The sequence below is a fragment of the Solidesulfovibrio sp. C21 genome, from assembly GCF_047785625.1.
Taxonomy (GTDB): domain Bacteria; phylum Desulfobacterota; class Desulfovibrionia; order Desulfovibrionales; family Desulfovibrionaceae; genus Solidesulfovibrio.
In genome coordinates, this window is the sequence record NZ_JBLODY010000097.1 from 1 (window position 1) to 11,747 (window position 11,747).

Annotated in this window: 10 protein-coding genes; 3 read left to right on the forward strand and 7 right to left on the reverse strand. The window is 66.1% G+C overall.

The features are described 5' to 3' along the window. Window positions 1-166: 166 nt before the first annotated feature. The 4 genes from ACMZ6R_RS18555 to ACMZ6R_RS18570 form a co-directional block, all read right to left on the reverse strand. On the reverse strand, window positions 167-1,183 hold the full coding sequence (locus ACMZ6R_RS18555; RefSeq protein ID WP_416114269.1) for a methyltransferase family protein: 1,017 nt from the start codon (window positions 1,181-1,183) through the stop codon (window positions 167-169). 53 nt (window positions 1,184-1,236) lie between these two features. Beyond that, a complete protein-coding gene (locus tag ACMZ6R_RS18560) occupies window positions 1,237-1,668 on the reverse strand; it encodes a MarR family winged helix-turn-helix transcriptional regulator (RefSeq protein WP_416114271.1) in 432 nt (143 codons plus the stop codon). 120 nt (window positions 1,669-1,788) lie between these two features. Next, window positions 1,789-2,514: a ubiquinone/menaquinone biosynthesis methyltransferase gene (locus ACMZ6R_RS18565; protein ID WP_416114273.1), complete on the reverse strand. Its 726-nt coding sequence runs from the start codon at window positions 2,512-2,514 to the stop codon at window positions 1,789-1,791. Then, the gene (locus tag ACMZ6R_RS18570) at window positions 2,507-2,692 is read right to left on the reverse strand and encodes a hypothetical protein (protein ID WP_416114275.1); all 186 of its coding nucleotides are present in this window, start codon (window positions 2,690-2,692) and stop codon (window positions 2,507-2,509) included. Before ACMZ6R_RS18570 ends, ACMZ6R_RS18565 begins: the two co-directional genes overlap by 8 nt. Before the next feature lie 295 nt (window positions 2,693-2,987). Between ACMZ6R_RS18570 and ACMZ6R_RS18575 the strand changes: the two genes are divergently transcribed. From ACMZ6R_RS18575 to ACMZ6R_RS18585, 3 genes are all read left to right on the forward strand, one after another. Further along, window positions 2,988-4,037, forward strand: coding sequence for a hypothetical protein (locus ACMZ6R_RS18575; protein ID WP_416114277.1), 1,050 nt, complete (start codon window positions 2,988-2,990; stop codon window positions 4,035-4,037). A gap of 3 nt (window positions 4,038-4,040) precedes the next feature. Further along, window positions 4,041-6,686, forward strand: coding sequence for a cytochrome ubiquinol oxidase subunit I (locus ACMZ6R_RS18580; protein WP_416114279.1), 2,646 nt, complete (start codon window positions 4,041-4,043; stop codon window positions 6,684-6,686). Window positions 6,687-6,844: 158 nt separating this feature from the next. After that, on the forward strand, window positions 6,845-7,180 hold the full coding sequence (locus ACMZ6R_RS18585; RefSeq protein WP_416114281.1) for a hypothetical protein: 336 nt from the start codon (window positions 6,845-6,847) through the stop codon (window positions 7,178-7,180). Between the two features lie 54 nt (window positions 7,181-7,234). Here ACMZ6R_RS18585 and ACMZ6R_RS18590 read toward each other — a convergent pair whose 3' ends face one another. The 3 genes from ACMZ6R_RS18590 to ACMZ6R_RS18600 all read right to left on the reverse strand — a co-directional run bounded on the left by ACMZ6R_RS18590 (window position 7,235) and on the right by ACMZ6R_RS18600 (window position 11,689). Continuing rightward, on the reverse strand, window positions 7,235-8,365 hold the full coding sequence (locus tag ACMZ6R_RS18590) for a DUF362 domain-containing protein (protein WP_416114283.1): 1,131 nt from the start codon (window positions 8,363-8,365) through the stop codon (window positions 7,235-7,237). Next, window positions 8,358-10,808 (reverse strand): mechanosensitive ion channel family protein, encoded by a 2,451-nt coding sequence (locus ACMZ6R_RS18595; RefSeq protein ID WP_416114285.1) that lies wholly within the window; start codon window positions 10,806-10,808, stop codon window positions 8,358-8,360. Before ACMZ6R_RS18595 ends, ACMZ6R_RS18590 begins: the two co-directional genes overlap by 8 nt. Before the next feature lie 128 nt (window positions 10,809-10,936). Further along, window positions 10,937-11,689: an RNA methyltransferase gene (locus ACMZ6R_RS18600; protein WP_416114287.1), complete on the reverse strand. Its 753-nt coding sequence runs from the start codon at window positions 11,687-11,689 to the stop codon at window positions 10,937-10,939. Window positions 11,690-11,747 lie beyond the last annotated feature (58 nt).

Sequence of the window (11,747 nt, forward strand, 5' to 3'; positions counted from 1 at the left end):
CCCCTCCCCCGGACCCCCACCCTCCCCAAAAACTCTTTACGGGGTTGGTGGCGGAAGAACTTCGATGATCTTGTCCCGATCGTTTTTCTGCCTGCAACGATACCCCGTTGAAAGTTTTTGAAGGGGGTCCAGGGGGAAACTTTTTTCAAAAAGTTTCTCCCTGGTCTTATCCTCTTTTCCGTCCGGCCAGGATCAAGCCGCCGCCGAGGGGCGGGGTGGGCGCATCGGCCCGGAAGCCATCCAGGCCGGCGGCGCGCATGGCCGTTTCCAGGCTTTGTCGGGACAGGAAGTGGGTGGGGTAGCCGGCCAGCCGGGTCATGAACTCGTGGGCGGCCTCGATGCCGGCGTCCCGCTCGCCGGGTGCGAAATGGTGGCTTATGAGCCAGCCTCCGGGCCTGAGCCCGGCCGCCAGCCGGCGGGTGACCGCTTCGAGGTCGTCGGCCACGCCGTAAAGGACATGCGAGGTCACGATCAGGTCGAAGCCTTCCTGCGGCAGGTCGTCGGTCCGCAGGTCGAACGCCCCGGCCCGGATGCGCTCCCCATATCCGCGTTCCCGACAACGCGCTTTGGTGAAGGGGACGACGTGGGGCAGGTCGAGAATCGTTCCGGTCAGATCGGAATTTTCATCCAGCAGGGCCATGGTGTAGGCGCCATGGTTGCCGCCCACATCGCACAGCGTGCGCATGGCGGCGAATCCCGGTAATTCGGCCGCAAAGCGCGTCACCCGGAAAAGCGCCCCGGTCAGGGCATGCCCCAGGGTGCCTTCCATGATGGTCTCCATCCCCCAGCCCTTGTCCGAGCCCTGTCGCGCGTCGTCCTCGTGGCGCAGCCTCTCCGCGAGGTTCCCCTGGAGCGAGTCGGTGAAATGGGACAAGAGCATCATGGCCGGTCCCTGGTACAGCGGCTTGCCCGGCACCAGATACTCCGAAGCGGCCGGCGTGGCGGCATAGCCGACGTCTTCCCGGGTGAGGATGCCCTGCGCCGTGAGCCCGTCGAGCAGCGGTTCCAGCCGATGGGGCAGGGTTCCCGTGCGGGCGGCCAGCTCGGCCAGCGGCAGCGGCCCCGCCTCCAGGGCGGAGAAAAGGTCGATCTCCAGCGCGGTGATGAGCATCCGGGCCGCAACCGCGCCGTAAAAAACATCCTCGATAGGGGCGAAGGCATTTTGGGGTTGCGTGGGCGTCATGGCGGTCTCCTGTCGGATAAGGTTTAGTTTCTAAACACCGGGCCGAAAAAAAATTATTTCGGATAGCGCTCCATCCACACCTTCAAGTGGCGGCAAAACTCCAGACAGGTGGCGAAATCTTCGTTCGGCAGCTCCCGCAGATAGCTCAGAAAGTCCCGGTCGTGCTCGCGGTGAAAGGTCATGTGGGCCTGGCAGGCCTGTCGGCCAAGCGGCGTCAGGTCCACGCCGCCGCGCCCGCCCGGGCCGTCGCGCTGGATGAGGCTTTTGGCTTCGAGGCGTTTGAGCGTCTGCGACACCGCGCCTTTGGTGACGCCGCAGGCGGCAGCCACGGCCGTCACCGTGGTCGGGTCGCCGAGCATTTCGATGGTGGAGAGCATGTGCACCTCGGCCGGGAAAAGCGTTGGCCCGATGCCGAAATCCACGGGCGTGCGCTCGATGGAGGCGAACTTGGTCAGCACCGCGCCAAGCAACAGGAAAAGGGGCATGACCTCTTCTTCGTTTCGCATAGGTGGTGTTTAGCAGCTAAACAGATGGGCTGACAAGAAGAAATCCCGGGGTGCCGGGAGATGCCGTAGCGTCCGGGAATCGGCGGTCCGGGCGGGCGATCAGTCGGCGGCCGCCTTGACCCCAGCGTGCACGAACACGATGCCGCCGGTCATGGCCCGATAGGAAACCTCGGCGAATCCCGCCTGGTGCATCTGTTCGGCCAGCGCCGCCTCGTCCGGGAATTCGCGGATCGTTTCGGCGAGGTACAGGTAGGCCTCGTCGTCGCCGGAGATCAATTTGCCGATTTTCGGCAGCACCCGGCGCAGATAGAAATTGTAGCAGCCGCCCCAGAGTCGGCGTTTGCCCGTGCCGAATTCCAGCACCATGAGCCGGCCGCCGGGCCGCAGCACCCGGGCCAGTTCCCGGAAGGCGTCCCCCCGGGGACGGATGTTGCGGATGCCGAAGGCGATGGTCGCCCCGGCCACGGAGGCGTCCGGCAGCGGCAGGGCCAGCCCGTCGCCGAGCACCGGATGGATGCGGCGGCCAAGGTGCGGCGGAATCTTGGTCTTCCCCCGCACGAGCATGGGCAGGCAGGGGTCCACGGCCATGACCTGCCGGTCGCACTGCCCGGCCAGCATGATGGAGACGTCGAGGGTGCCGGCGGCCAGATCCAGGACCGGTCCGGCCGGCAGGCCCGGGGCGGCCAGCGCCCGCACCATGGCCCGTCTCCAGGCGATATCGCAGCCGGCCGAGAGCAGGTGGTTGAGCAGGTCGTAGGAGCCGGCCACGCGGCCGAACATGCCGGCCACGCGCCGCGCGTCGCCGGGCGTTGGCAGATCAGCCATCGTCGCGTCCGCCTTCTGCGGTCCCGGTCCCCTCGGACCGGCTGATCACCCGCAGCACTTCCTCGTATATCGGGCCGAAATGCTCGGTGAAATTGCCGGGCGAAATGCGGCCGGTTTCCACGAACTTGACCACGATTTCCTTGGTCACCTGCAAGGCCAGGTTTTCCCGTTTGTCCAAGCGTCCACCTCCAGAGAAGAAAAACCCGCCCGGTTGGGGAAATGGCCTTGGACCGTCCAAGGGCAAAGGCCGGGCGGGAAAAGGGAAAAACCAGGGGAGGCACTCCCCTTTTTTGCGCCGGCCTAGCATGGCTTGGCCCGGACGTCGAGGGCCGGGCCCGGGGCGGCGGCGGGGCGTTTTTTGCGGGCGCGATTATTGTGGGACGCGGCGGGATCACGTAAGGTTCCGCAAAATCGCCGATCCCGTAAGCGACCGCCGCGTTTGAGGTCGTGCGCGGGCAAGGAGCCTTGCCGCCATGCATCCGTCTCTCGCCGCCCCTCCCGGTCTGGCCTTGCCGTCACCTTGGGGAATTTTCGAAATCCTGCTGCTTGTCACCTTCGCGGCCCATCTGCTGGTCATGAACGTGGCGCTTGGCGGCACGCTGCTGCTTTTCTTCGCGCCGGGGCCGGATCGGGGCGCGGCCGTGGCCCTGGGCAAAAGCCTGCCGACCGCCGTGGCCATCACCGTCAACCTCGGCATCCCGCCGCTTTTATTCGCCACCGTGCTCTACGGCCATTTCCTCTATACCGCCGCCGTGCTTTCGGCCTCGGTCTGGCTGTCGCTTTTCATGGTGGTCATGGTCGCCTATGCGCTCCTCTACCGGGCCCAGCCCCGGCTGGAGGGCAAGGGCGCAAACGCGGTCGTCGTCCCGGCCGCCTGTCTGCTGCTGGCGGCAAGCCTCATTTTGGTCAACGTGTCCACCCTGTCCCAGCGTCCGGACGTCTGGAAGGCCTATTTCGACCATCCCGGGGGCACCATCGTCAATTTGACCGACCCGACGTTTATCCCGCGCTGGCTCCATTTCGTCACCGCCTCCCTGGCCGTGGCCGGGCTTTTCCTGGCGCTTGTCAGCCGCAAGGCGGCTGGCCGGGGGGACGGGGCCGCGTCCTGGCGGCTGCGCACCGGGCTTACGTGGTTCACCCGGGGGACCATGGTCCAGTTCGCGGTGGGCATCTGGTTTCTGCTGGCCCTGCCCCAGGCGGTGATGCTGCGCTTTCTCGGCGCAAGCGGACTGGCCACCTTCACGCTGCTTTGCGGCATCGCCCTGGGCGCGGCCTCGCTTTGGGCCGGGCTCAAGGAAAAGGTCGTGGCGGCCGTCTGGCTGACCGCGACCACGGTGCTGGCCATGGCCTGCGTGCGCGAGCTTGTCCGGCAGGCCTATCTGGCCCCCGGGTTCAGCCCGGCCACGCTGCCGACTCTCGCCCAGTGGGGCCCGTTTTTCATGTTCCTGGCCAGCGTCGTCTTTTCCGGCGGCGTCATCGTCTGGATGGTGGCCGCCTATCGCCGCCAGGCGGGGAGGGGATAAGCCATGGACTATCCCGTCTGGCAACTGGCCGCTTTCGGCGGCGGATTCTGGATCATCGTCATCGCCGTGCTCCACGTGTTCGTGGCCCATTTCGCCGTGGGCGGCGGACTGTTCCTGGTCCTGACCGAGGCCAGGGCGCGCCGGCTCGGCTCCGCGCCCCTGCTGGAATATCTCCACCGTCACACCCGGTTTTTCCTGCTTCTCACCATGGTCTTCGGCGGACTTTCCGGCGTCGGCATCTGGCTGACGATCACCACCCTGGCCCCCCAGGCCACACTCGTGCTGGTGCGCACCTTCGCCTGGGGCTGGGCCACGGAATGGGCGTTTTTCGCCGGCGAGATCGGAGCCCTGCTCGTCTATTATTACGGCTTCGACCGGCTCGACGCCAAGACCCACATGCGGGTGGGCTTTTTCTATTTCCTTTTCGCCTTCCTGTCGCTTTTCGCCATCAACGGCATCATCGGCTTCATGCTCACCCCGGGCCAGTGGCCGGTGACGCTTGATTTCTGGGACGGCTTTTTCAATCCCACCTTCTGGCCGTCCCTGGTGCTGCGCTCGGCGTTGGCCTTGCTTCTGGCCGGGCTGTTCGGCTTCGCCACGGCCCTTGGCATCCGCGACGAAGAGGCCCGGGAGATCATGCTGCGCATGGCCTGCCGCTGGGTGGTCGCGGCCGCGCCGGTGCTGCTCCTTTCCGGCTGGTGGTACGTGGGCGTGTTGCCGGACGCGGTGCGCGCCTTCGTGCTGCATCGCTCCCTGGAGATCGCCTCCTACCGGGCGGCCTATCCCGTGCTGCTGGTGGCCCTGGCCGCCGGGGCGCTGGCCTTGGTGACGCGGCTGCCGCTTAAGCTGCGGCGCGTGTTCGCCGTGGCGCTGCTTCTTTTGGGCCTGGGTCTGGTCGGGACCTTCGAGACCATCCGCGAGGCGGCCCGAAAGCCCTGGCTCATCTACGGCCAGCTCTGGTCCACGGACATCCGGCCCTCGAGCGTCGCGCCCTATGACGCGCCGTTTCTGCCCCGGGCCAAATGGGCCAAGATCAAGCAAGTGACCGCGGAAAACCGCTTGGCCGCCGGCAAGGAACTCTACGACCTGCAGTGCCTGGCCTGCCATTCCGTGGGCGGGCCGTTCAAGGATATTCGTAAATATACCGGCAAGATCGGCGCGGCCGGCATGGCCGCCTACCTGACCGGGCAGGGCAAGCTCTTCACCCAGATGCCGCCCTTTCTCGGCGACAAGGACGAGCGCGACGCCCTGGCCGCCTACATTGCCGAAGGCATCAACGGGAAAAAGCCGCCGCAGCCAAAGCCCATGTCCATCGAACCGATAACGGTCGACCTCCCGGCCTTTGACGCCGCATCCTCGCCGTATCTCCTGATCGGCGTGAGTAGTCTGGGCGTGGTGGCCACGGCCGGCTGCGACGGCTCGTTTTTGCTGGCCGTGCCGGGCAACACGCTCGAGGCGGTGCTTATAAAACGCGACGTCATGCCCGAGGTGGTGACCAAGGACGTGACCGTGGCCTACGCCGCGCCCGATGGTTTCAAGCACCCCTCGGCCAAGTCGGATTTCTGGAGGTATTCCGAATCGCTTGTCGGCAGGAAGCTTCCGCCCGACGTGTCGCTGACAGGCCTGACGCCCGATGGGGAGATGGCGGCCGGGGACAAGCTCTTTTCCGCCGCCGGTATCCCGGTCACGCCCTATCCCGAAAAGGGCGGCGTGAATCCCTATCCGGTCTTCACCCTGACGGCCAGGGACGCCAGGACCGGCGAGGTGCTGGCCACGACCAAGGCCGTGGCTCCGGCCTCCACGGAAATGCGCTGCTATACCTGCCACGGCGGGAGCTTCGGCGTGGACGGCGTCACCGGCGTGTCCAGGGAGACCGCCAAAGGCATCCTGGCCGTGCACGACCGGCGAAACGGCACGGATCTGTCCGCCCGGGCCGCCGCCGGCGATCCGGTGGCCTGCCAGAGCTGCCACCCCGACGCCGGGCCCAATGCCGGCGTTTCGGTCCAGGGCGGCAAGGCGCTGCTGTCGCTTTCCGCCGCCATTCATGGCTTCCACGCCTCCTACCTTGCCGGCGGCGACGCCAAAGCCTGTTCCAACTGCCATCCCACGGCCCCGGACGGCGTGACCCAGGCCCAGCGCGACAATCACAGCGCGGCCGGCGTGACCTGCGTCAACTGCCACGGCTACATGGAGGACCACGCCCTGTCCCTGCTGCGCCACGAACGCATGGTCGGCAAGAAGGCGGCGGACTGGCTCATGAAGCCGCTTTCGCCGCGAAGCGTGGCCGCCGTAAGCGATGTGAAGCCCCGGGCCGCCTGGATTCAGGAGCCGGACTGCCTGACCTGCCACAAGGACTTCATGCTGCCCGGCAAGCACGCCACGGCGTTTAACACCTGGACGGCCAACGCCACGCAGCTTTTCCGCAACCGCAGGGAATACACCGGCAACGTACCCTGCGCGGCCTGTCACGGCAGCCCCCACGCCACCTTTGTCGCGGTCAACGACTACGGCATCGACAGCAACAACATTCCCGGCATGCAGTACATGGGCGCGCCCGGCGTGATCGGCTCGGGCAAACGCTGCGACGTCTGCCACACCGTGGAGATGGAAGGCGGCGAGGTCCACCACCCGAATATGGTGAAGGAATAGGGGAGAGGGAGACGTTGGGAAGATGCCTCCGGCGGCCAGGGGGAAACTTTTTGGAAAAAGTTTCCCCCTGGACCCCCTTCAAAAACTTTCAAAGGGAAGTGTGGGGCCTTGGACGAACGGGAAAAGGTCCTTTCGGCCTTTTGCGGAGAGGGAATCCTATGAAATCGATGGTGATACTTTTCTTGCTGGTTGTGGTCCCGACGGTCGCCCAGGCGGCGGGCCGGCGGGTCACCCCGGAGATGCGCGAGGCCCTGACCCAAAAACTGACGGCCCAGTGCCTGCAACAGGAGGCCGCCTTCGCCCAAAAGGGCTACACCAGGGCCCAGACCGTGGCCATCTGCAAATGCGCCATGCAGCAGACCGGCGCGCTGCTGAATTCCCGGACCGTGGACTACATCCTGCACCACGGCGTCATGCCGGAAGACATGCAGCGCAAGGCGGCCTCGGCCACCGAAGGCTGCATCCGATCCATCACCATGCACCGGAAGCCGTAAAAAAAGCCCGTTGCGCGAACGCGGCGGGCCTTGTCGCTTCGAGGCGGCGATGCGTCAGACGACCTTGATCAGTTCGTATTCCGGGGTGCCGAGTCCCATGGCCGCGCCGTGGGTGAAGGTCACGTCGCCGCGCGTCCACTTCCAAAGCGCCGCGAATTTGTCCTCGCCGGCGCCGAGGCCGTGCTCGAGCTGGCAGTCCGGGCAGGCCGCCTGCCCGTTGACGAGGTCCAGGCAGGCCTTGTCCAGGGCCACCGGGTCGCTGGACGCCAGAAAGCCGATGTCCGGCACGATGGGCGCGTCGGACCAGGGCACGCAGTCGCAGTCCGGGGTGATGTTGGTCAGAAAGTTGAAAAAGCCCGCCTTGCCGTGTTTTCCGGCCACCGCGCCGTAGGCGTATTCCACCAGCCGCTCCATGAAGGGCACGATCTCGGTGTGCCAGTCGATGCGCATGGCCTTTTTCGGGCACACGGTCAGGCATTCGCCGCAGCCGATGCAGATCGCCTTTTCGATGACCGCTTTCTTGTCGTGCATGGTGGCCGCCCCGGCCGGGCAGACCGCAACGCACTGGCCGCAGCCGATGCATTTTTTCGGGTCCACGGCGAAACGCACGCAGTGCTGGTCCTGCTTGCCGGCGCGCGCGGCGCAGCCCATGCCCAGGTTCTTGACCGCGCCGCCGAAGCCGGCCAGCTCGTGGCCCTTGAAATGGGAGAGCACGATCAGGGCGTCGGCCCGGGCGATGTCGCCGGCGATCTTCACCTTGTTAAAGTGCTTGCCCGGGATTCCCACCTCCACGATGTTGGTGCTGTCCAGGCCGTCGGCGATGATGACCGGCGCGCCGAGCACCGCGTAGTCGAAGCCGTGTTCCACGGCCGTGGCGATGTGGTCCACGGAATTGTGGCGCGAGCCGGAGTAGAGGGTGTTGGTGTCGGTGACGAAGGGCCGTCCGCCGCAGGCCTTGATCCGTTCGACCACGGTCCGGGCGTGGGTGGGGCTTATGTGGGTGTCGCAGCCGCGTTCCCCGAAATGGGCCTTGATGGCGGTCAGGTCGCCCCTGGCGATGATGTTGTCGAATCCCGCCGCCTCGAACAGTTTTTTGATCTTGGCCGTGCGGTTCTTGTTGGCGGCGCGGGCCCGCAGATCGGCGAAATAGACCTTGGCCGGCTCACGCGGCGCGGCATCACTCATGGGGCGTATCCTCTCTTTTCCCGGCGGGGCGGGCGTCCTGCCCGCCGGTCTTGCGTTCCAGGGCCGAGACCCGGTCGGCGAGATCAAACATCCGCCGCCGGTCCTCTTCCTGTCGGTTTTTCAGGTAATCCTCCAGCACCGGCGCCGAGCGCAGGTGCAGGTCGGACTGGGGAAAGGCGATCTCGATGCCGGCTTCCCGGAAAAGCCGGTCAATGGCCTCGCGGATGGCGCAGGTGGCCCCGACCGCGCCGGACACGTCGGCCAGCCACACCCGCAGGCGGAAATCCAGGGTGCTGGCCCCGAAATCCCAGTGCAACACCTGGGGCGGCGGGTTGCCGAGCACGGCCGGGCAGGTTTCGGCGGCGGCCAGGAGTTTTTCCCGCACGAGCGCGGTGTCCGAGCCGTAGGCCACGCCCACGCAGATGTCCCGGCGCACGCTCGGGTCCCGGTGGCTCCAGTTGACGATTTTGCCGGAAATAAGCTCGGAATTGGGTACGAATACCGTGGCGTTTTCGAAGGTCAGCACCTCGGTGTTGCGGATGTTGACCTCCTTGACCACGCCCCAGGCCTCCCCGAACTGGATGATGTCCCCGGCCTGGACGGAGCGGCCGAACAGCAGGAGCAGGCCGCTGATAAAATTGTTGACCATGGTCTGCAAACCGAAGCCGATGCCGACCGACAGGCCGCCGGCCACCACCGCGATGCTGGTCAGGGACAGCCCGAGCACCGTCATGATGAAAATGGCGTAAAGGCCCCACCAAACATAGGTGTTGATGGTCAGAAGCGAGGCCTTGGCCACGCGTTCCGCACTGCGTCTGCGGCTGGTCGCGTTGGCGATATAGGAGGCGGACAGGGAAATAAGCGCCCGCACGGCGTAGTAGCCGGCGATGAGGCTTGCCAGCTTTTTAAGGCTGATGCCCACGGACTCGACCTGGGTTTCGGTGGTAAGCAGCTCCAGGAAAATATCCTCGCCGCCGTATTGGGTCGACAGCAGCCACAAAAACAAGAACAGATAGAGCAGGAAGAAAAAGGGAAAACCGGCCTCGGCCGCCACGCCGAGCAGCGCGGTCCCCATCCCCGGATGATGCTGGGGTTCGTGGCGGCTGAAGAAGTGCGTGGTATGGGAGGCGAAGCGCAGGGCCAGGGCGATGTAGAAAAGCGACGAGGCCATCAGCACGGCGGTCTGGGGCAGGCCGACCAGGGCGACCAGCGCCAGCGCCGGCAGCAGGTAGGTCAGGGCCTGTGTCAGGCCGCGCTCCAGGCGTTGTCCCGCCGGGGTGCGGTTGTGGCGGACGTGGAAGGTCCAGGCCGACAGGCAAAGGAATGCGCTGAAAATGGGGGCCATGATCGGTTCAGGGACGCGGGTCGCCTCGAGCAGCAGGCCCAGGGAAAAAATGCGCCAGGTGGGCCACAGTACCGGCGGCAACGCCACGCCGGGCGTTTCCGTCACCCGCAGCCGCGACAGATAGACCAGGGCGGCGGCCATCATGATTTCGCCAACCGAGGAGAGTCCCGTGAAAAGGAAAAACGGCGCCCCCCGGGACATGACGATGAAAAACACCCCCACCGCCAGGCAGACCCCGGCTTTGCGCAGGGTCGCCCGCGAAGGTCGGGGAAAACCGCGCCGCGCGGCCAGCCACTCGCCAAGCAGGGCCAGGGCGAACACGGCCAGGGCGAAGGCGCCGCCGGTCATGGCGCCGCGCAGGAGCGCAAGCTGGTTGTGGCGGGTGTGCAGCAGTTCCCGGCAGAGCCCGAGCCCAAGGTCCCAGTCCTCCAAGTCCTGGTGAAGATAGGTCAGGAAGAAGGGGGACAGGGGCGTGGGGAACACTTCCATGTAATAGGCTTTCCAGGCGGGCGTCAGGGCGGCCTGGAGGGATTCCTCGGCGGCCTTGATCTGGGCGGCCAGCTCGCGCAGGGGGCCGGTTTCCGCTCCTATGGAATCGCGCAGGGCCGAGAGTTCGGCGGTGAGGGCGGCGATGGAATTGCGCGAGGGCAGGAGCGCTTGCCGATACTGCTCGGGGATTTGCTGCCGGGTGATTTCCAGCAGCCGGTCCCGGTAGGTGTCGAGCATGGCCACGTTCTGCTCCAGACTGGTCCAGGTCTGCTCCGGCCGTTGGCTCAGGCGCTCCACCGCGAACCGGAGCCGGGCAAATCCGGCCAGCAGGTCGCGGATTTCCCACGGGTCCGAAGCCGTGGCCTGCCACAAGGCCAGCTTGGCCCGTTCATGGACCAGCGCATCCACCTGCCTGTCCCGGTCGAGCACTTCCCTGGCATGACGCGCCTTGAAGGCGTCGAGGCGGTCATGGACCATCTTATCCTGCTTGCGCAGGGTGTCCATGACCATGCTCCATTCGTTGCTGTCCTCGGCGTGAAGCGCCGCAGGACCGGCGAGCAGGGCCAGCAGCAGGACGATCAGGAAGAGGGGGGCGCGGCGGGGCGGCATGGCACGTTTGATACGGGCTTGGCGCAGCCCTGTCCATGGCCGGCGTTTTAAGCGGGCGGCGCGAAAGGGGGATGCGTGTTGGAAAGATACGTGGTTTCCCCCGGCCGCGTGGGGGGGGGTGAGAGCCCCTAGTCCGCTCGATCTTTTTTGCCGCCCGATCCCAGCGCCCACTTGATCTGGCGGCACACGCCCATCAGCAGGCTGTATTCCTGGCGTTTGAGGCCCACGCGGTCGATGAAGCGCCGCACCGGCAGCATCCAGTATTCCGGATTGTCGGGCTTGATGAAGTCGATGGACAGGAGCGTCCGGCGAAGCGCCGCGAAAAGCGCTTCCCGCTCGGCATGGGTGACCGTGCGCGCCGGCGTCGGGCCGGCCGGTTCGCCAACATGCCCTGTTGCGGCCTTGAACATTTCATAGCACATGACGAGCACGGCCTGGGCCAGATTGAGCGAGGTGGCCGCGTCCGAGGTGGGGATGTTGACCAACCGGCCGCACAGCCGGGTTTCGTGGTTACTGAGCCCCGCGTCCTCGGGGCCGAAAACCACGGCCACATTGCCGCCGGCCGCCAGCGTGGGACAGGCCGAAACCGCCGCCTGCTCGGGGCTGATGACCCCGGTGCGCCAGCCGCCAAGCCGCGCCGTGGTGCCGAAAACCAACTCCGCCCCGGCCACGGCCGCGTCCAGGGTCGGATAAAATTCCAGCTTCTCCAGCAACTGACCGCCCTTGCTCGTGGCCATGGGGCGCGCCCGTTCGATGTCAAACGCCGGCGGATCGACGAGCAGCAAACGCGAAACGCCCATGTTGGCGCAGGCCCTGGCCGCCGCGCCGACGTTTTCGGAAAACTTGGGCCGGAAAAGGACGATGGAGAGATGTTCGAGCATGGTGGTTTTGTGGGGAGGGAGGCCCCTTTTTGAAAAAAGGGGCCTCCCTCCCCACACC

What these genes read in the sequence shown, in the direction of transcription:
- ACMZ6R_RS18555 (WP_416114269.1), bottom strand. Translation starts at nt 1,183, where the DNA reads ATGACGCCCACGCAACCCCAAAATGCCTTCGCCCCTATCGAGGATGTT.
- ACMZ6R_RS18560 (WP_416114271.1), bottom strand. Translation starts at nt 1,668, where the DNA reads ATGCCCCTTTTCCTGTTGCTTGGCGCGGTGCTGACCAAGTTCGCCTCC.
- ACMZ6R_RS18590 (WP_416114283.1), bottom strand. Translation starts at nt 8,365, where the DNA reads ATGAGTGATGCCGCGCCGCGTGAGCCGGCCAAGGTCTATTTCGCCGAT.
- ACMZ6R_RS18565 (WP_416114273.1), bottom strand. Translation starts at nt 2,514, where the DNA reads ATGGCTGATCTGCCAACGCCCGGCGACGCGCGGCGCGTGGCCGGCATG.
- ACMZ6R_RS18595 (WP_416114285.1), bottom strand. Translation starts at nt 10,808, where the DNA reads ATGCCGCCCCGCCGCGCCCCCCTCTTCCTGATCGTCCTGCTGCTGGCC.
- ACMZ6R_RS18575 (WP_416114277.1), top strand. Translation starts at nt 2,988, where the DNA reads ATGCATCCGTCTCTCGCCGCCCCTCCCGGTCTGGCCTTGCCGTCACCT.
- ACMZ6R_RS18600 (WP_416114287.1), bottom strand. Translation starts at nt 11,689, where the DNA reads ATGCTCGAACATCTCTCCATCGTCCTTTTCCGGCCCAAGTTTTCCGAA.
- ACMZ6R_RS18585 (WP_416114281.1), top strand. Translation starts at nt 6,845, where the DNA reads ATGAAATCGATGGTGATACTTTTCTTGCTGGTTGTGGTCCCGACGGTC.
- ACMZ6R_RS18580 (WP_416114279.1), top strand. Translation starts at nt 4,041, where the DNA reads ATGGACTATCCCGTCTGGCAACTGGCCGCTTTCGGCGGCGGATTCTGG.